Origin of the sequence: Dactylosporangium sp. CA-052675 (assembly GCF_050947935.1) — a bacterium.
Lineage (GTDB): Bacteria > Actinomycetota > Actinomycetes > Mycobacteriales > Micromonosporaceae > Dactylosporangium.
This window is the reverse complement of sequence record NZ_CP192010.1, coordinates 5,116,715-5,133,382: the sequence shown is the minus strand read 5'-3', so window position 1 is coordinate 5,133,382 and position 16,668 is coordinate 5,116,715. Positions and strand designations below refer to the sequence as shown.

Below are 16,668 nucleotides of genomic sequence, written 5' to 3'. Positions count from 1 at the left end.
ATCGCCTATCCGGTCGTCAGGCTGGCTCGGGCTTGCGCCCGACCGCCCCGAGCACCGACCGCTGCTCGTGCTCCGCCGGCTCCTCCGGATCGGGATGCCAGCTCGTGATCGGCACAACCCCGGGCTCGACCACCTCGAGGCCGCCCAGAATCCCCGCCACCTGCCGGCGATCGCGGGTCCGCACCGAGGTGGGCGTGCGGTCGTACAGCTTCGTCACCTGCTCGTGCTCGTGGCCGAGATCGTCGACGGCGGTGAAGTGCGAGACGGCGACGTAACTGCCGGGGACGAGCGCCGCGGTGAGCTCGCGCACCAGCCTCGGCGGGTCGTCCTCGTCGCTGAGGAAGTGCAGGACCGCGACCAGCAGCACCGCCACCGGCCGGTCGAAGTCGATCAGGGCGCGGACCCGCTCGTGGCCGAGGATGCCCGCCGGGTGGCGCAGGTCGCCGCCGATGGCCGCGGCGTGCGGGTTGCCGGCCAGGATCGCCTGGCCGTGCGAGACGGCGACGTCGTCGACATCGACGTACACCACCCTGGCGTCGGGATCGATCGCCTGCACGACCTCGTGGACGTTGCCCCGCGTGGGGATGCCGGAGCCGATGTCGAGGAACTGCCGCACGCCCTGCGCCGCGAGCCAGCGCACGACGCGGCCCAGGTAGGCCCGGTTCGTGTGCGCGACCTGCAGGATGCCGGGCCAGGCGGAGATGAGCTGCTCGGCGAATTCGCGGTCGACGGCGAAGTTGTGGTAGCCGCCCAAGCCGTAGTCGTACACCCGGGCGGCATTGGGAACCGTCACATCGACGCCCTCGGGCGCCCACTCCGGCAGGCTCACGCGGTCAGCGTACCCGCCGTTGTAAATGTCACGGTCTTGTGGCGATCGGGATCCCGACTCCGTGACGTGGCACGTTGTAATTACCGTTGGGCGGGTGACCGAGCCATCCTTCACCGCGCCCGCCGCGGGCCCGACTCCCCCGGCGCGACCCGCACCCGCGACCGATGGGCCGACGCCGGCCGCCGGCAAGCCGACTCCCGAAGCACCGATCGCCGGGACGCCAGGCGCCGGAGCGTGGGCGCCCGAAGCACCGATCTCCGGAGTGCCGGTCGCCGGAGTGCAGGCGCCCGAAGCACCGATCGCGGGAGCGCAGGCGCCCGAAGCACCGGTCGCCGGAGTGCAGGCGCCCGAAGCACCGATCTCCGGAGTGCCGGTCGCCGGAGTGCAGGCGCCCGAAGCGCCGGTTTCCGGAGTGCCGGTTTCCGCGGTGCCGTCCGCAGCCGACGCGGCGGCCGAGGCCGGCGCCGGGAGCGAGGGGCGCGGCGACCCGGGCGCACCGAAGGTCGAGGGACCGCCGCCGGGGCTCTGGGCGAAGATGAAGGCGGACCCGGAGTACGCGCCCGAGCACCTCGCCCTCGAAGCGGTCACCAGGCTCGGCCCCAGAATGACCGTCGAGCTGGCGAAGCTCAAAGGCCAGAACCCGGGCGCCCCCGCCGACGCGCTCGCGGACATGATCATCTACCGGTACGTGAACCAGTCGCGGCTCTCCGGAGCGGTCGGCGGCGCCGTGCCGGTCGCTGGAACCCTCCTCGACGTCGGGGTGCTGGCCTGGACGCAGGCGCGGATGGTGCTCATGCTCGCCGCCAACTACGGCGCCGACCCCGCGCACCCCGACCGGGCCGTGGACCTCCTGGTGCTGCAGGGCATCCACAAGTACACGCAGACGGCCCGCACCGCGCTCGCCGTCGCGCGAGGGCGGGAAAGTGTCGACGCCCTGCTGCCCGCCGACCGTCCCGAGATGCGCAAGGTGCTCATGCGGCTCGGGCTCAAGCTCGCGCAGATGGCGGGCGTGCGAGCGGTGAAGAAGATGGCGGCCAAGGTCATTCCCGGGCTCGGGATCATCCTCGGCGGCGTCACCAACGGCAACGCGACGCGTGCGCTCGGTGGCCGGGCGATCACCATGTACCGCCGGCCGCCCATGCTCACCCATCCGCACATGGCCCATCACCCGCCGCGCCAGCTCCCGCCCGCCCGCTGATCCACCCCCGGTCCGCGAAGGGTCCGCCCCGAGGCCGCAGGAGGTCGACACCGAGGCCGCAGGAGGTCGACACCGAGGCCACAGAAGGTCGGCACCGAGGCCACAGAAGGTCGACACCGAGGCCACAGAAGGTCGGCACCGAGGCCACAGAAGGTCGACACCGAGGCCACAGAAGGTCGGCACCGAGGCCACAGAAGGTCGGCACCGAGGCCGCAGAAGGTCGGCACCGCAGCGGCGGACAAGGGTCCGGGAATGCAGCCGACGACCAGCACGATCGCGCCGGCACGGCAGCAGCCGGGCGGCCGGTGCGAAAACGCGTTGACGGCCATGTGAATCTTGGCGGGTGACCACGGACTTGATCGCGGTGACCGGCGCGACGGGCGCCCTGGGCCGGCTGGTGCTGGCGGAACTGCTCCGGCGCGTCCCGCCCTCACGGGTCGTCGCCGTCGTGCGCGACCCCGGGCGGGTCGACGGGGTCGAGGCCCGCCACGGCGACTACGACGAGCCCGAGTCGCTGCGGCGCGCCTTCGAGGGCGTCGACCGGCTGCTGCTCATCTCCTCCCCCGAGCTCGACCCGGCGCGCCGGGTGGCCCAGCACCGCAACGCGATCGACGCCGCCTCCGGCGTCGGGCTGCTGGCGTACACGAGCTTCCTCGGCGCCGACGAGCCCGGCCCGGGCGTCACCGAGGCGCACCACGCGACCGAGACGGCGATCCGCGAGCGCGGCCGGCCGTACACGATGCTGCGCAACCCCTTCTACACCGAGGCCTTCGTCCACCCGGGCCTGCCGGCGCTTCCCGAGCTGACGAGCGGCACCGGCGGCCGCGGCCTGAACACCGCGACCCGCGCCGACCTGGCGGCGGCCGCCGCGGCTGTGCTGAGCACCGGCGGCCACGAGGGCCGGGCCTACGACCTCACCGGTCCACTGTGGACCTACCCGCAGCTGGCGGGCCTGCTCGGCGTGGCCTACCGCGAGCAGCCCCCGCCCGGCCCGATGGCGTACCTGCACGGCCTGGCGAAGGCGGGCCGGCTGGAGCGGCAGACCGGCGACCTGGAGTCGCTGCTCGGCCGCGCGCCGACCGGCATCGCCGAGGTGCTCAGGGCCGCCACACGATGAGGTCCGGCGGCCCCATGCGCTCGGCGAACCGCCCCTCCGGGGAGGCCTCGGCCAGCAGCCGGCGCAGGTCCGCCTCGAAGGCGCCGAGCCGGTCACCGAAGAGCGGCGGGGCCGAGCTCGACAGCGAGAACACCGCCGAGACCAGCTCGTCCGCGCTGCGCTCCACGACCTCGCCCGGCCACGGCGCGAGGCGGACCGGGCCCCGGTAGCCCGCGGCGCGCATCACGTCCTCCTCGCCGGCGCGGGTCGGGCGGCGCGGGCCGGCGCACGAGCGCGTCGATCGCGTCCCAGGGCGGCCGGGGCAGGTGCAGCGGCTCGGGGCCGTCCACGCCGCGGTGGGTCTGGCCGCCGACGTGCACCCAGGCGCCGTCCGGCTCCAGCATCGCCCGGACGCGGGCGGCCACCAGCGGCTGATCCATCCAGTGGAAGGACTGCGCGAAGGTCACCAGCCGGAAGGTGCCCAGGCCGGCGGGCAGATCCTCGCCGCGCAGGACGTGCCACGCGATGTGCGGGGCGCGGCGGGCCGCCACGGCGATCATGTCCGGGTCGGCGTCGACCCCGACGGCGCCGGCGAACAGCGGGGCCAGCAGGGTCGTCAGCGAGCCGGGGCCGCAGCCGACGTCGAGCAGGCGGCCGGTGCCGTCGAGGCCGAGCTCGTCGCGCAGGGCCGTCGCGAACTCGGGCGGGTACGGGCGGCGTCCGACCGGGTAGTGCTCGGCCGCGCCGGCGAACAGGCTCACGCCACCTTCTTGACGAGGGTCTCGAAGGCGAGGTCGGGGCGGCGGGGCACGCCGAAGCGCTCGTCGCCGTACGGGAACGGGCTGATCTCCCCCGTCCGGGCGTACCCGCGCCGCTCGTACCAGGCGATGAGCTCGTCGCGCTGCACGATCACCGTCATGCGCACCTCCGCCGCGTCCCAGGCGTCGCGGGCGTGGCGCTCGGCCTCGGCCAGCAGGGCCGCGCCGAAGCCGCCGCGCTGGCGGGCCGGGTCCACGGCGAACATGCCGAAGTAGGCGTACCCGTCCCGCCGCTCCAGCTGCCCGCAGGCCACGACGGCGTCGCCGTCCACGTTGAGCAGCACGACGCTGTCCGGCTCGGCGATCGCGGCCGCGACCATGGCCGGGTCGGTGCGCTGCCCGTCGAGCAGGTCGGCCTCGGTGGTCCAGCCGGCGCGGCTGGCGTCGCCGCGGTACGCGGACTGCACGAGCTCGACGATCACGGGCACGTCGGCGGCATCGGCTACGCGAAAGGTCACACCCCATCATGGTCCGTCGCCCGGTACCGTGAGCCGGTGGGGTACGAGCTGCACATCGCCCGCGTCATCCCCTGGATCTACTGCCACCGGTTCCCGATCGGCCGCCACGAGGTGCGGGCGCTGCTCGACACCGAGGATTGGCTGCGGTACGACGACGGCCGCCTCTGCGCCAAGGACCCCGGGGAAGCCCGGGTGCGCCGGATGCTCGCCATCGCCGCCGAGCTCGACGCGTGGCTGCTGGGCGACGGCGACACGATCTTCGGGGTCGCCGGCGACCGGGTCGTCGAGCGCGAGGCCACCCACGCGGACCTGCCCTTCCCCCGCTCGTTCCTCGCCGCCGAGGCCGCGATCACGGCGGCCCGCTGGGCCGAGATCGTCGCGGCCGAGCCCGACCTGCAGTGGCGCACGCGCGTGCGGGCCCAGGTCCCGTCGGGCGCGACCTGGATCGACTGCCCGCCGGTGGCCTGCTGGACCGGGCACCCCTCCGGCGAGCCGGTGCCGTTCTTCCACTCCGAGTACGAGGGCGCGGTCGAGGTCTGGCGGCCCGACTCCGCCACGCTGACGCGGATGGAGGCGCTGGAGGTACAGCTAGCCCTACCTTCGTGAAACATGGTGGCGGGATCGATTCGGGTGCCGCCGCGGTTCAGGCTGGTGGCATGCGGGAGACCATCGCCGTCACCGAACGGCACGAGCTGGACGAGCTGCGCGCGATGCTGCGGGACGCGCTCGACGACCTGTGCCGGCTCGGCGCCACGGGGGCGCAGGGGCAGGTGCACGACGCCGGGCGGGACGTGTCCGCGCGGGCCTGGGCCAGCTACGACGGGACATCGTTCATGCCGGCCGCGGGGCGGTTCCGGATCGGCTGCGCGACGGCGGCGTTCACGGCCGTGGTCGTCCTGCGGCTCGCCGCCGAGGGCCGCCTGTCGCTCGACGACGCCGTCGCCGCGCACCTGCCGGGCCTGGGCCTGGACGCGGCCACCACCGTGCGGGACCTGCTGCGGCACACCAGCGGCCGGCCCGACTACCTCGGCGCGCTCGCGGGCGGCCCCCGGTTCGCGCACCGCGATCCCGAGGAGCTCGTCGCGCTGAGCCGGGGGCCGCGGACCGAGGGGTGGTCGTACTCCAACACGAACTACGTCCTGGCCGGTCTCGTGGTGCGGGCGGTCACCGGGCGCTCCTGGGCCGAGCAGGTGCGCAACCACATCGCCCGGCCGCTCGGGCTGCGCGACACCTACTACCCGTACGACCACCCGTCGCTGCCGCGCTCCTGCGCCCGCGCCTACCAGCAGCAGTGGCCCGGCGGCCCGCTGGTCGACGTCACCGAGCTGAACCCGACGGCCCTGGACGCGGCCGGGGGCCTGGTGAGCAGCACCGCCGACCTGACCCGGTTCTGGTGCGCGCTGCGCCGCGGTGAGCTGCTCGGCCCGGACTGGCTCGCCGAGATGGACCGGGTCGTGCCGGCGCAGACGTACCAGCAGGTGCGCCCCGGCCTCGGGTTCGGGCTGGGAGTCTTCCGGGTGCCGTCCCGCTCGGGCGGCTTCTGGGCGCACCCGGGGGCCGCGCCGGGCACCGCCTCCTGCAACGGCGTGAACGACGACGGGTCGCGGTGCGTCGTGCTGTACCGCACCACGACCCCGGCCGACCCGGGGCTGCGGGCGGCCATGGACGCGCGGGCGCTGCGGCTCGTCGAGGACGTCCTGGACAGGCCCGCGGCGCTCGACTGACCCGCGATCCTGTCATCCGATCGGGCAGTTCCGCCGCCGATTCCTCAGCCCGGGCGCCGGGCGGGCGATGGCACTGGCAACGGCGGCCAAGGACGGCCACCGGCCCTGACCCGATCCAAGGAGGACATCATGGGTCTTCGCATCAACAACAACATCGCCGCGCAGAACGCGTACCGGAACCTGTCGGTCACCGACAGCCAGATGAGCAAGTCGCTGGAGAAGCTGTCGTCGGGCTACCGGATCAACCGCGCCGCGGACGACGCGGCCGGCCTGTCGATCTCGGAGGGCCTGCGCTCGCAGATCGGTGGCCTGAAGGTCGCCGTGCGCAACGCCCAGGACGGCATCTCCGTCGTACAGACCGCTGAAGGTGCGCTGACCGAGACCCACTCGATCCTGCAGCGCATGCGTGACCTGTCGGTGCAGGCCTCCTCCACCGGTTCGCAGGACTCCGACGCGCGGGCCGCCGCGCAGACCGAGTTCTCGCAGCTGGGCCAGGAGCTGGACCGCATCGCCTCGACCACGGCGTTCGGCGGCCAGAAGCTGCTGGACAGCAGCAGCGCCTACACCGGCACGTTCCAGGTCGGCGCCAACGGCTCGTCGTCCGACCAGATCGCCGTCAACCTCGGCACCGCCGCGTTCGGCAGCGTCACCGGCGTGACCGGGTTCGACTCCGCCGGCCTCGGCGTGGCCTCGCTGGACCTCACCACGTCCGGCACCGCCGCGATCGACGCCATCGACACCGCGATCAAGGGCGTCTCCACCGCCCGCGCCACGCTCGGTGCGTACCAGAACCGCTTCGAGCACACCATCAACAACCTCAACGTCGCCGTCGAGAACCTGTCCGCGTCCGAGTCCCGCATCCGCGACACGGACATGGCGCAGGAGATGGTGTCGTACACCCGCTCGCAGATCCTGACCCAGGCCGGCACCAGCATGCTGGCCCAGGCCAACCAGGCACCCCAGAACGTGCTGTCCCTGCTGCGCTGATCCTGCGCGGGTGGGCGGCGGGGAGCGGACAGCGGCGTCCGCTCCCCGCCGCGGTCTTTGCACGGACGAAGCCCTTGGCCGCTGCTGAGCATCGTCCACCGTCACGACCGTGCGCGGCGCTCGCTCGCGTGCACGAGCACCGAGCACCACATGCGGTAGGGCCGCCACGGTTCGGCGATCCGGAGCATCTCGGCGTCGGTGGGTTCGTGACTCAGGCCGTACAGCCGCCGGATCCCGGATCTGGTGAACCCCTCGGCGGGGACGGCGTCGGCGCGCCCGGCCCCGCGCAGCACGATCCCGGTGGCGAAGAAGTCGCCGATCCCCCGCAGCCGCTTCACGTCCGCGTAGGCCTCGGCGAGCGGCAGGGCGCGCAGCCGGGCGCGGTCGAGGCGCCCGTCGAGCGCGGCATCGGCGATGCCGTGCAGGCGCGCCACCTTCTCCGCGTCCACGCCCGGCAGCTCGGCCAGGCCGCGCAGCACCTGCGGCGCCGGAAACGCGTGCACGACCCGGCCGCCGGCCTCGATCGCCGGCCCGTGCTCGCGGGCGATGCGGGCGCGGATGGCCCGCTGCTGGGTGACGCGCATCCGGTGGCCGATGACGAACGCGCAGGCCGCCTCGTACGGCGAGTGGAACAGCACCGGCCGCAGGTATGCGTGCTCGCGCTGCAGTTCGCCGATGACCGGGTCGCGCTCGCCGACCGCGGCCCAGCCCCCGCCGTCCTCGTCGAGCGAGAGCGTGGCGAGCGCCTGCTCCCAGGCCCCGGCCGGGCCGGCCACCTCGCCGGTGACCGCGTCGCCGTCCTGGCGCAGCAGCACCGCGGCCGAGTCCGCCCAGCCCTCGACCGGGAACGCCATGAGGATCGAGCGCGGGTCGTCCGCGGGCCGCACCCAGCCGCCGAAGAACTCCTGTTGCCGGGCCATGTCGTAGGGCCCCGTGATCCGTGTGTGCATGCCGCCGATCCTGCGGCCAGAAACAGGACACGTGTTGTCATGTTTTCGGCGGTACCGTCTGATCATGCGCGGCGACCGTCTCCTCTCGCTCGTCCTGCTCCTGCAGGCGCGGCCCGGCGCGACCGCCCCCGACCTGGCCGAACGCCTCGGCGTCTCGGTCCGCACGGTGCTGCGTGACGTCGAGGCGCTCAGCGGCGCGGGCATCCCGGTCTACACCGAGCGCGGGCGCAACGGCGGCATCCGGCTCCTGGACACCTACCGGGCGGGCCTCGCGCACCTGAGCCGGGCCGAGGGCGCGGGCCTGGCCGTCGGGCAGGCCCGCCTCGCCGGCGACCTGGGCCTGGGCGACGCCCTCGACACCGCGCTGGAGAAGCTGACCGGGGCCGGCGGCGGGGCGCTGCGCGGCGGGCTGGCCGACGGCCGCAGCCACGTGCTCGTCGACGTCGACCCGTGGATGCGCTCCGGCGAGCCGGTCCCGCACCTGCCGGCCATCCACGAGGCGCTGCTGCGGGGACGCCGGATCGAGGTGGTGTACCGCGACAGCGAGGGCGAGCGGACCCGCCGCACGGTCGACCCGGCGGGCCTGGTGGCCAAGGCCGGCGTCTGGTACCTGGTGAGCGCCGAGCCCGCCCTGCTGCGCGTCGCCCGCGTCGAGTCCTGCACCGTGCGGCCCGAGCCGGCCGGCCGGCCCGACGGCTTCGACCTGCCCGCGACGTGGGCCGCACTGCGCTCCGGCGTCGAGTCCCGCCCGCGGGACCTGCGCGTCGTCGCCGAGGCGCACCCGGCCGCGGCCGCCCTCGCGCGCCGGGTGCTGGCCCGGCACCTGACCGGCGGCTCCGGCACGCGCCTGGAGCTGTCGTTCCACGGGGTCGAGCACGCGGTCGGCAGCCTGCTCGGGCTGGGCGCCCGGCTGGAGGTGCGCTCGCCCGCACCGGTCCGCGCGGCGCTGCGCGAGGCGGCCCTCGCCGTCGCGGCCCTGTATTCCTCACCGGACGAGAACGCCCATTGCGGCTCCTTCGGTGAGAGCGGGGCCCGGAAGTGCGCGACTTCCAGGCCCAGTTCGGCCGATCTCCCTTGACCAATGTCCGCGACTTCCGGACCCACGCTGCGGCGGCGGTGGCAATCAGCACGGCGGGCCGAATTCTCGTCCGGTGGCCAACCGGCCGCAGGTACGTCAAGGAGCGGGAACCGGTTCTCAGGCGGCTACCGGATCTGCCGAGAAGCGGGCGTTGCGACTACGAGACGATTGTCGTCCGGGTGAACCCTGACGAGGTAATGGGTGGGGCCTCGGGAAGGAGACCGATTGGCAACGCCGATTGATTCATCGAGACTGATGGCATGTCAACCAATACGCCGCAAAGTGCCGCCACGTCGAGCGCCACTGCTCGCCCGAAGGCGCCCTACCGCCGTTGGCCCGCGCTGGCCGCTGCCAGCTACATCGGCACCTTTTGTCTCGTCGCCGGAGTTGCGGTGCTGTGGAATGTCGCGCACGGTGCCTCATGGGGAGAGAACGGCGTCGTTGTGCTGGCTGTCTCCCTCCGTATGCTCACCGTCGCAATGGCGCTGGCATCCGTGCAGCCGTGGGGCGCGCGCGTACCGTCGTGGATTTTGCTGGCCGGCCTGTGGGGCGCCGCAGCCGTGCAGCTGATGTACCCGCTTGCCGAGACTGTGGTGAAGGCACTGATCTTGACTGGCGTGATGGCCCCAGTACACAAAGGCATCAGCAACATGAGCCCGGAAGGATGGTTCAACTTCGGCGCCATGTGGGTGGTTTTTGGCATCCCTGGAATCCTGTTCCTGCTCGCGGCTCTCTCCTACCGTTCGCGAACGGCCGTACGCAGCCGGTGGGTACTACTCGGAATCCTCGGCGGAGTCGTCCTTCTTGGGGGACTTGGCGTGCTCATCGGCTGAGGCGCTCGCACTCACATGCCGCTGTTGGTGCTCGGTGGCCGGCTCGATGTCACCTACCGCAGGCGACTGGCCAGGTCGAGTACCTCAGACAGTTGCTCGTTGGTCAGTCGCCGGGCGTCCCAGGCCAGCCGGGCGAGTTCTGTATGGTTACGGTGCAGGCGCAGATCAGTAGCCGCGGCGATTCCGGTGACAGCGGTCAGGTCGTCGCCGGCGATGCCCAGCACCGTGGCGAACGCGGTCACGTACTGCGGCGTCAGCCGCGTACGGCCAGGTCCCAGCATTGCCATCGTGGAGTGCGCCACCATTGGGCCGCCGCCGATGAAGTACAACACCTTCGGGCTGTACGGCGCGATGTTGCGGTTCCAAAGGAGCCGCAACAGCAGCTCGCCGGCTCCCAGCGGATAGCTGGAGCGCGGCACCGGCGGCCACGCGGGCGGATGCTCCGGTAGCGACTCGACAGCCTCGTGCAACCGGCGCAGCGACTGCGGCGCCAGCTTGACCGCTCGCTCCAACACCGATCCGACGTGCCACGGCCTGGTACCGGTGGCCGGCACCAGATCCTGCGGCAGATCGAGTCCGGCGACCACGAACAGGTCTGCTGGACCCCAGCCGATCATCGGCGCCAGCGCCCGTACCATCGCTGCGCCGGCCGCACCGCCGGCCATCACCGTCTCGAGCTGCGGTCGCAGGGCACCCGCTGCCGGGGCGACCATCGGCCACCGGTGCGTCAGCAGCCGCCTCAACGTGGTTCCGCTCTCGGCCCCAATCATCGCGGTCAGCGTAGCCATCCTCGGCGTGCGAACGGGTCGGAGCGGTGGGCGCCTGACCCTGATGGTCCGGTTGACCACGTTCACCGGACAGCGGAATCTGGTGCGAACGAGGCCGAGACCGGTCGATCTTGGCTTCCGGACATGCCGATGCTGGCGCTCGACAGTCGCCCAGATTTTCACCGACCGTGAGCGGATTTCGGCATGGTCGGCCGCGTCCGACCATGCCGAATAGCGGATGCCGTACAGCTACAGGTGCCCGGTGTCGTTGAAGCTGACCAGGGTCGGCGGTCGATCGGAATCCCACTGCACGATGGTGATTGCGCAGTTGGCCTGGTTGAGGCCGATCCAACGCCACACCGGGGCGTCAAGCACGTGGCGGACGAACCAACCGATCACGAAGTTGTGCGTGATCAGCAGTTCCTGCCGGTCCTCCTCGCCGGTGACACCGAAATGTTCGACCGCGGCCTGCAGGGCAACGGCGTCCTCATCGCGCTCGTCGTCGGGCACGCCGTCGAGCCAGGCAAGCCACCGGTCCGGATATCTGCCACGTTGGCCAGCAGAGGGCACCGGCGTTCGGTCCGCCACGAAATCGCAATCGTGTCTCGGCACCCGTGGGAGATGGCCGGCGACGACGCCGGCAGTCTGAGCCGCCCGGGCCAGCGGGCTGTGGTGGATGGCCGAGAAAGGCACCGTACGGAGCCGTCGACCCAGCCGGTCTGCCTGCTCGCGACCGAGCCGGGAAAGACCTCCGTCCGGGGCGTGATCGGAGGCCGGATCCTGCTCGCCGTGGCGGACGAGGTATAGCTGTGTACGAGACATCGACGCGCACCCTTCGGGCCTTGTTCGGCGATGACGCCGATAGATCAGGGAAGCGCAGATGACCCCGGCTCATGCCAAGGTCGGGCGAATGCTCCTATGGCTGCCGACCGCGCAGTGCTCAACATTCGCCATGCTCGGTGAAGTCCGCAAAGACCACGTTGTCCTCGCAAAGGTGCCGTGCTGAACTGGCGCACTTTCCTGCCTGTCGTAAACCACGTCGGCCGGAAGTATCACGGGGCGGCCTGATCGCCGTCTGCCCTGGCCGATGCGTCCAGTGCAGTCCATGATCAGCGCTGATGCCGCGTCCGGACACGACGCTGGTTGGGTGCGACGACACGCGGCACCACGTGCTCCTCGCTCACCTGGAGTCAGCATCAGCACAGTGGTGATCGGTAAAGGACCTCGACGTTGACGATGTCGTCGTCCACCACGTCAAGGTTGAGGTAGCCCGGCCACGGCGGATCAAGGCATACGGTGCGGTGGCCCTTGCCGTAGCCGCCGACCAGTCGCGGAGCGGTAGAGAAGCTCTGACAGAAGTCGTCCCCGCAGCCGCACGTCTGCACGACGCGCAGGTTCTTGACCTGATCGATCAACGAGTCGTCGCCATGCGCCCGCAACGCCGCGGCGAGTTCGGTCGCGAAGATCGGCCACCTCGTGTGCACCAAAGGCGCCTCGGCCGGCCCAATCACCACGACATGCACGCTACCGCCGAGCGGGGTAGAGGTTCACTCATCTGGCGCGGATCGAGTGCGTCGGCTGTCCCGCACCGTCACCCGGCGTGACGATTCTCCATCGGCTGGTTGGCTCAAGAGCTGACTGGCGTCGTCCGGGAGGGCGAGCATGCGTGGCCGCGGGCACGCCTCCGAAGACGGTGAAGCGGATTACCTCAGCCCGGTCGGCCAGATCCCGTAGGGGTGCGGGCCAGTCGCGTTCGCGCTCGCTGACAAACGGGTCCCGAAGTCACCGACGAAGGCACCCATTGCGCCCGCGACGGCGGTGCAGAATGCTGGGCGCATGCGCTGGGTCTTCGTCATCGTGGGCGTGCTCGCACTGCTGGCCGGGATCGTGTGGACGCTGCAGGGGCTCGACGTGCTGGGCGGCAGCTCGATGAGCGGCTCGACGCGGTGGGCGGTGATCGGCCCGATCGTCGCCGTGGTGGGCCTGGTGCTGCTGCTGCGCGGTGCCCGCCGCTAGCCGCTCGCCCGGCCGGCGCCGCGCGGGCCCGGCCCCGTGGGCGGTACACCGCGTCGACCACCGCCGTCGTGCGCACCGAGCCCTCGGGCGGAGTGAGGTTCGGGCCGCCCTCGAGCACCGCCGCCGCGAACGCGCGCGGCTGGTGCGTGTGGGGCGACGAGGTCGGCGTAGCCGGCGTGCACGGTGCCGATGCGGTGCCGCGCCACGAACACCTCGGCGTGGGCCCGGTCGAGCAGCACCCGGCTCACCGCCGCTGCTCGACCAGGCCCACGAGGTTGCCCTCGCTGTCCTCGACGAACGCCTGCCACTCCTCGGCGCCGGCCGGGCCGAGGGTGTCCTCGGCGTGGGTGAAGATGACGTGCGGCTCGGAGCGGACGGCGGCGCCCGCGGCGCGCAGCCGCGCCACGGTGCCCTCGATGTCGTCGACGGCGAGGTAGAGCAGGGCCGCGGGGGCGTTGCGATCCAGGAGCAGCCGCGTGCCACCCAGGTCGAAGAAGACCAGCCCCGGCGGGTCGAACGCGGCGACCGGACCGGCGCCGAGCAGTTCGGCGTACCACCGGGTGGCCCGCCCGAGGTCCTCGGCCCGCTGCGCGATCTGCACCAGCCTCATGCGCGCAGTATCACACGCACCCGGACGGCCGGGCCGCGGCGAGCCGCCGGGCCGCTCCACCGCGGACGGCCACGCCACGATGTCACGGGGCGCCGCCGGGGGCGTCAGGCGCCGGCGCGCGCCTCCAGGGCCGCGAGCACGTCGGCGCTCACGGCCTCGACCGAGCGCGTCGCGTCGATGTCGAGCAGGATGCCGCGCCGGCGGTAGAAGGTCAGGACCGGCGCCGTGATCTCGCGGTAGAGCTTGAGGCGCTGGCGGATCACGGGCTCGGTGTCGTCCTCGCGGTGCTCGACGGCGGCCCGCTTCAGCAGGCGGCGCATCAGCTCGTCGTCGTCCGCGCGCAGGTGCAGGGCGACGTCGGCGGTCATGCCCAGGGAGCGGGCCACGCGGTACGCCGCCAGCGCCTGCGCCATCGTGCGCGGGACGCCGTCGAGGACGTAGCCGCCGCCCGCCGCCCGGGCCTGCTCGAGACCCTGGCGCAGCAGCTCGAGGACGATCTCGTCGGGGACCAGCTCGCCCCGGCCGAGCAGCGGCTCGACCCGCCGGCCGAGGTCGTTGCCCTCGGCCACGCTGCGGCGCAGCAGGTCGCCGACGGCGACGCGCGGGATGCGGAAGTGCTCCGCGATCACGGCACCCTGCGTGCCCTTGCCCGCGCCCGGCGGCGCCACCATCAACACCCGCACGCGCCGACCCTAACGCACGTCGGCGCCCGGGGCGGCGGGGCGCGTCGGCGGTCGAGGCATCCGGCTAGACGGCACCCTCCCCCACGAGGAGCCGCGACTCCGGGCGGTCCGCGTCATCGGCCGGGGCGCCGGCGGCACGCAGCGCCGCCTCGACCCGGCGGTTGCTGGTCATGGTGGACGTGACGGCGGTCATGGTGAGCAGGAGGCCCGCGGCGGTGAACAGCGGGGTGCGCACGTCGTAGGTGGCGGCCAGCCAGCCGCCGAGCAGGGCGCCGAACGGGGCGGCGCACATGGCGAGCATGCGGGAGGTGGAGGCGACCCGGCCCATCAGGTGGGCGGGGACGATCGCCTGCCGGAGGGAGGGGCCGAGGACCATCGTGGCGCCCATGCCCGCTCCGCAGACGGCGAGCGCGAGGCCGGCGACGTACGGGTCCGGGGCCGCGGCCAGGCCCAGGATCGCGAGCCCCTCGACGGCGGCCGTGCCGGTGAGCGCGGCGCCGGTGCCGAGCCGGCGGCCCAGGAAGGAGGCGACGCCGGCGCCGAGCAGACCGCCGGTGGCCTCCGCCGTGAGCAGCAGGCCGAAGCCGAAGGTGTCGATGCCGAGACGATCGTGCGCGAACAGGGCGAGGACGGTCTCCACGGCGAGGAAGGCGATGTTCCCGACCGCCGGGCGCAGCGCGAGCCCGAGCAGCAGCCGGTCCCGCAAGACGTAGGAGGCGCCGGCCCGCGCCTGCCGCAGCAGCGACTCCCGCGCCTGGGCAACGGGCCCGGGTGCGGCGGGCCGGGGTGTGGCGGGCATTGAGCGTACGAGCAGTGCGGAGAGCGCGAACGACACCGCGTCGGCGAGCAGCGGGACCGCCCGCCCGAGCGTGAGCAGGGCGCTGCCCGCGGGCGGCCCCGCGAATCCGGACGCGGCGGTCTGGGTGCCGCGCAGGCGGGAGTTGGCGCGCTCCAGCAGCGCGGGGTTGCGGCCGAGCAGATCCGGCAGGTAGGCCGCGGCGGCCGTGTCGAAGAAGAGCCCGCCGAGGCCGAGCAGGAAGGCGACGGCGGCGAGCAGCGCGATGCTGAGCACGTCGAGCACGGCCGCCGCGGCGGGTATCGCGAGCAGCAGCGCACGTGCCGAGTCCGCGACCCACATCGTGCGCCGGCGGTCCCAGCGGTCCACCAGGGCACCGCCGAGCACCCCGAAGAGCAGCCACGGCAGCGTTCCGGCGGCCGCGACGAGGGCCAACGCCATCGGGTCCCGCGTCAACGTCAGCGCGAGCAGCGGCAGCGCGGCGTGCGTCACCCCGTCACCGAGCGAGGAGATGGTCTGCGCGGTCCACAGCCGCCCGAAGCCGGCCGGCAACCTGCGGGCGTCCGGGGTCATCCGGCGTCCCCCCGGGCCTGCTCGCGCCACGCCGGGTGGAACAGCGCGAAGACGAGCGACGCGTCGGGCAGCGACGGATCGGACAGCTCCCGGTACTCGTCGGCCAGGGCGTGCAGCCGCGCCCCGAGCTCCGCGAACTGTTCCCCGGTGAGCCGCAGGTGCGCCATCCGCACGTGCCGCTCGCCCTGCGGCGGCGCCGCCTCCAGGTCCGCCACCGCGTGCCGCATCAGCACGTCCGGCCCGCCCTCGCCCGGGTCCGGCAGCACGATCGACCGCGCGGCCATCGCGTAGTACCGCTCGGTGACCCCCCGGACCTTCCGCGTCCGCACCACCTTGACCAGGCCGGCCCGTTCGAGCAGCCGCACGTGGTAGCTGGAACTGCCCTTCGCGAGGCCCACCCGGCCGGCGATCTGCGTGATCGTCGCGGGCTCGAAGCGCAGCACGGCCATGATCCGGTGCCGGGTGAGGTTGGAGACGGCGCGCAGCTGCTCGTCCGTGGTGACGTGGAACGTCTCGGGGAGGTCGTCGGGAGGCACGCGGACAATGGTCAACGATTCTTGACCATTTAGCAACCGGGTTGCCCGGGCCGCCCCGGCTCGCCACCGGTCACGAGATCGCCAACATGGGCAGCTTCACCCATGCGCGGGCACCGCGGCGCGCCCTAGCGTGCCCGGCATGTCCTACCTCGCCGATCCGCCCGAGTCCGACCCGGACGTCGAGCTCCTCTACGCCGCCGACCGCCACCGGCTCGGCTACGTCGCCAACTACACCCGCGCCCTGGCGTGGCGCCCGTCCGCCGTCGCCGCGTGGGCCGCGCTCAACGGGGCGATCAAGTCCACGATGGACCTGCGCCGCTACGAGCTGGCCACCCTCGCCGCGGCCCGGCGGCTCGGCTCGCGGTACTGCAGCCTCGCCCACGGCGCCGTCCTGCGCGAGCACTTCTACGACGCCGCGACGGTGGCCCGGATCGCCGGCGATCACGCCACGGCGGGCCTGTCGCCGGCCGACGCGGCGGTGATGGACTTCGCCGAGCGGGTCGCGGGCGACCCGAACGGCATCACCGCTGAGGAGGTCGACGTGCTGCGCGGACACGGCCTCAGCGACCCGGAGATCCTCGACGTGGCCCTGACCGCGGCCGCGCGCTGCTTCTTCAGCACCGTGATCGCGGCGGTCGGGGCGCGGCCCGATCCGGCCTACGAGACCGCCCTGGAGCCCGACCTGCGGCGCGCCCTGACGGGGTCTTTAGATTGAT

21 protein-coding genes are annotated in these 16,668 nt (G+C 73.1%); 9 read left to right on the top strand and 12 right to left on the bottom strand.

Annotation, left to right across the window (positions count from 1 at the left end):
- Positions 1–16: 16 nt before the first annotated feature.
- A complete protein-coding gene (locus ACQP1P_RS23700; protein ID WP_433089555.1) occupies positions 17–829 on the bottom strand; it encodes an SAM-dependent methyltransferase in 813 nt (270 codons plus the stop codon).
- A gap of 427 nt (positions 830–1,256) precedes the next feature.
- On the opposite strand from ACQP1P_RS23700, the gene ACQP1P_RS23695 reads away from it, so the two are divergent.
- A complete protein-coding gene (locus ACQP1P_RS23695; RefSeq protein WP_433089553.1) occupies positions 1,257–2,027 on the top strand; it encodes an EcsC family protein in 771 nt (256 codons plus the stop codon).
- A gap of 343 nt (positions 2,028–2,370) precedes the next feature.
- Positions 2,371–3,144, top strand: coding sequence for an NAD(P)H-binding protein (locus tag ACQP1P_RS23690; protein ID WP_433089551.1), 774 nt, complete (start codon positions 2,371–2,373; stop codon positions 3,142–3,144).
- On the opposite strand, the gene ACQP1P_RS23685 is transcribed toward ACQP1P_RS23690, so the two are convergent.
- The 3 genes from ACQP1P_RS23685 to ACQP1P_RS23675 are packed head-to-tail and all read right to left on the bottom strand — an operon-like array spanning position 3,125 to position 4,399.
- Positions 3,125–3,277 carry a hypothetical protein gene (locus ACQP1P_RS23685; RefSeq protein WP_433089549.1) on the bottom strand — a complete coding sequence of 51 codons (153 nt, stop codon included), beginning with the start codon at positions 3,275–3,277 and terminating at the stop codon, positions 3,125–3,127. The genes ACQP1P_RS23690 and ACQP1P_RS23685 overlap by 20 nt on opposite strands.
- Complete coding sequence (locus tag ACQP1P_RS23680; RefSeq protein ID WP_433089547.1) at positions 3,237–3,884, bottom strand: class I SAM-dependent methyltransferase; 648 nt, start codon at positions 3,882–3,884, stop codon at positions 3,237–3,239. Before ACQP1P_RS23680 ends, ACQP1P_RS23685 begins: the two co-directional genes overlap by 41 nt.
- Positions 3,881–4,399, bottom strand: coding sequence for a GNAT family N-acetyltransferase (locus tag ACQP1P_RS23675; protein ID WP_433089545.1), 519 nt, complete (start codon positions 4,397–4,399; stop codon positions 3,881–3,883). Before ACQP1P_RS23675 ends, ACQP1P_RS23680 begins: the two co-directional genes overlap by 4 nt.
- Positions 4,400–4,435: 36 nt before the next feature.
- Between ACQP1P_RS23675 and ACQP1P_RS23670 the strand changes: the two genes are divergently transcribed.
- From ACQP1P_RS23670 to ACQP1P_RS23660, 3 genes are all read left to right on the top strand, one after another.
- Entirely contained in the window at positions 4,436–5,005 is a 570-nt protein-coding gene (locus tag ACQP1P_RS23670; RefSeq protein ID WP_433089543.1) for a hypothetical protein, read from the top strand.
- 50 nt (positions 5,006–5,055) lie between these two features.
- Complete coding sequence (locus ACQP1P_RS23665) at positions 5,056–6,123, top strand: serine hydrolase domain-containing protein (RefSeq protein ID WP_433089541.1); 1,068 nt, start codon at positions 5,056–5,058, stop codon at positions 6,121–6,123.
- A 129-nt stretch (positions 6,124–6,252) separates the two neighbouring features.
- The gene (locus ACQP1P_RS23660; protein ID WP_433089539.1) at positions 6,253–7,110 is read left to right on the top strand and encodes a flagellin; all 858 of its coding nucleotides are present in this window, start codon (positions 6,253–6,255) and stop codon (positions 7,108–7,110) included.
- Positions 7,111–7,211: 101 nt separating this feature from the next.
- Here the strand turns inward: ACQP1P_RS23660 and ACQP1P_RS23655 are convergent, their stop codons facing one another.
- Complete coding sequence (locus ACQP1P_RS23655) at positions 7,212–8,060, bottom strand: DNA-3-methyladenine glycosylase family protein (RefSeq protein ID WP_433089537.1); 849 nt, start codon at positions 8,058–8,060, stop codon at positions 7,212–7,214.
- Positions 8,061–8,124: 64 nt separating this feature from the next.
- Between ACQP1P_RS23655 and ACQP1P_RS23650 the strand changes: the two genes are divergently transcribed.
- Positions 8,125–9,138 carry a helix-turn-helix transcriptional regulator gene (locus tag ACQP1P_RS23650; RefSeq protein ID WP_433089535.1) on the top strand — a complete coding sequence of 338 codons (1,014 nt, stop codon included), beginning with the start codon at positions 8,125–8,127 and terminating at the stop codon, positions 9,136–9,138.
- Between the two features lie 260 nt (positions 9,139–9,398).
- A complete protein-coding gene (locus tag ACQP1P_RS23645) occupies positions 9,399–9,971 on the top strand; it encodes a hypothetical protein (protein WP_433089533.1) in 573 nt (190 codons plus the stop codon).
- A gap of 53 nt (positions 9,972–10,024) precedes the next feature.
- Here ACQP1P_RS23645 and ACQP1P_RS23640 read toward each other — a convergent pair whose 3' ends face one another.
- The 3 genes from ACQP1P_RS23640 to ACQP1P_RS23630 all read right to left on the bottom strand — a co-directional run bounded on the left by ACQP1P_RS23640 (position 10,025) and on the right by ACQP1P_RS23630 (position 12,252).
- Entirely contained in the window at positions 10,025–10,741 is a 717-nt protein-coding gene (locus ACQP1P_RS23640; RefSeq protein ID WP_433089532.1) for a hypothetical protein, read from the bottom strand.
- A 246-nt stretch (positions 10,742–10,987) separates the two neighbouring features.
- Positions 10,988–11,560, bottom strand: coding sequence for a histidine phosphatase family protein (locus ACQP1P_RS23635; protein ID WP_433089530.1), 573 nt, complete (start codon positions 11,558–11,560; stop codon positions 10,988–10,990).
- Positions 11,561–11,934: 374 nt separating this feature from the next.
- Positions 11,935–12,252: a hypothetical protein gene (locus tag ACQP1P_RS23630; RefSeq protein ID WP_433089528.1), complete on the bottom strand. Its 318-nt coding sequence runs from the start codon at positions 12,250–12,252 to the stop codon at positions 11,935–11,937.
- A 322-nt stretch (positions 12,253–12,574) separates the two neighbouring features.
- Here ACQP1P_RS23630 and ACQP1P_RS23625 point away from each other — a divergent pair, with 322 nt between their 5' ends.
- Positions 12,575–12,754, top strand: a complete 180-nt coding sequence (locus ACQP1P_RS23625) for a hypothetical protein (RefSeq protein WP_433089526.1) — start codon at positions 12,575–12,577, stop codon at positions 12,752–12,754.
- 244 nt (positions 12,755–12,998) lie between these two features.
- Here the strand turns inward: ACQP1P_RS23625 and ACQP1P_RS23620 are convergent, their stop codons facing one another.
- The 4 genes from ACQP1P_RS23620 to ACQP1P_RS23605 all read right to left on the bottom strand — a co-directional run bounded on the left by ACQP1P_RS23620 (position 12,999) and on the right by ACQP1P_RS23605 (position 15,952).
- Positions 12,999–13,364: a VOC family protein gene (locus tag ACQP1P_RS23620; RefSeq protein ID WP_433089524.1), complete on the bottom strand. Its 366-nt coding sequence runs from the start codon at positions 13,362–13,364 to the stop codon at positions 12,999–13,001.
- Between the two features lie 104 nt (positions 13,365–13,468).
- Complete coding sequence (locus ACQP1P_RS23615; protein WP_433089522.1) at positions 13,469–14,047, bottom strand: adenylate kinase; 579 nt, start codon at positions 14,045–14,047, stop codon at positions 13,469–13,471.
- A 64-nt stretch (positions 14,048–14,111) separates the two neighbouring features.
- Positions 14,112–15,416, bottom strand: coding sequence for an MFS transporter (locus tag ACQP1P_RS23610; protein ID WP_433089520.1), 1,305 nt, complete (start codon positions 15,414–15,416; stop codon positions 14,112–14,114).
- Positions 15,413–15,952, bottom strand: coding sequence for an ArsR/SmtB family transcription factor (locus ACQP1P_RS23605; RefSeq protein ID WP_433089518.1), 540 nt, complete (start codon positions 15,950–15,952; stop codon positions 15,413–15,415). Before ACQP1P_RS23605 ends, ACQP1P_RS23610 begins: the two co-directional genes overlap by 4 nt.
- A 139-nt stretch (positions 15,953–16,091) precedes the next feature.
- On the opposite strand from ACQP1P_RS23605, the gene ACQP1P_RS23600 reads away from it, so the two are divergent.
- Positions 16,092–16,667 (top strand): carboxymuconolactone decarboxylase family protein, encoded by a 576-nt coding sequence (locus ACQP1P_RS23600; RefSeq protein WP_433089516.1) that lies wholly within the window; start codon positions 16,092–16,094, stop codon positions 16,665–16,667.
- Position 16,668: the final 1 nt, after the last annotated feature.

Excerpts from the sequence above, each read along its gene's own strand:
- ACQP1P_RS23640 (WP_433089532.1), bottom strand. The coding sequence starts at position 10,741 with ATGATTGGGGCCGAGAGCGGAACCACGTTGAGGCGGCTGCTGACGCAC.
- ACQP1P_RS23645 (WP_433089533.1), top strand. The coding sequence starts at position 9,399 with ATGTCAACCAATACGCCGCAAAGTGCCGCCACGTCGAGCGCCACTGCT.
- ACQP1P_RS23610 (WP_433089520.1), bottom strand. The coding sequence starts at position 15,416 with ATGACCCCGGACGCCCGCAGGTTGCCGGCCGGCTTCGGGCGGCTGTGG.
- ACQP1P_RS23625 (WP_433089526.1), top strand. The coding sequence starts at position 12,575 with ATGCGCTGGGTCTTCGTCATCGTGGGCGTGCTCGCACTGCTGGCCGGG.
- ACQP1P_RS23600 (WP_433089516.1), top strand. The coding sequence starts at position 16,092 with ATGTCCTACCTCGCCGATCCGCCCGAGTCCGACCCGGACGTCGAGCTC.
- ACQP1P_RS23660 (WP_433089539.1), top strand. The coding sequence starts at position 6,253 with ATGGGTCTTCGCATCAACAACAACATCGCCGCGCAGAACGCGTACCGG.
- ACQP1P_RS23635 (WP_433089530.1), bottom strand. The coding sequence starts at position 11,560 with ATGTCTCGTACACAGCTATACCTCGTCCGCCACGGCGAGCAGGATCCG.
- ACQP1P_RS23655 (WP_433089537.1), bottom strand. The coding sequence starts at position 8,060 with ATGCACACACGGATCACGGGGCCCTACGACATGGCCCGGCAACAGGAG.
- ACQP1P_RS23665 (WP_433089541.1), top strand. The coding sequence starts at position 5,056 with ATGCGGGAGACCATCGCCGTCACCGAACGGCACGAGCTGGACGAGCTG.
- ACQP1P_RS23650 (WP_433089535.1), top strand. The coding sequence starts at position 8,125 with ATGCGCGGCGACCGTCTCCTCTCGCTCGTCCTGCTCCTGCAGGCGCGG.
- ACQP1P_RS23620 (WP_433089524.1), bottom strand. The coding sequence starts at position 13,364 with ATGAGGCTGGTGCAGATCGCGCAGCGGGCCGAGGACCTCGGGCGGGCC.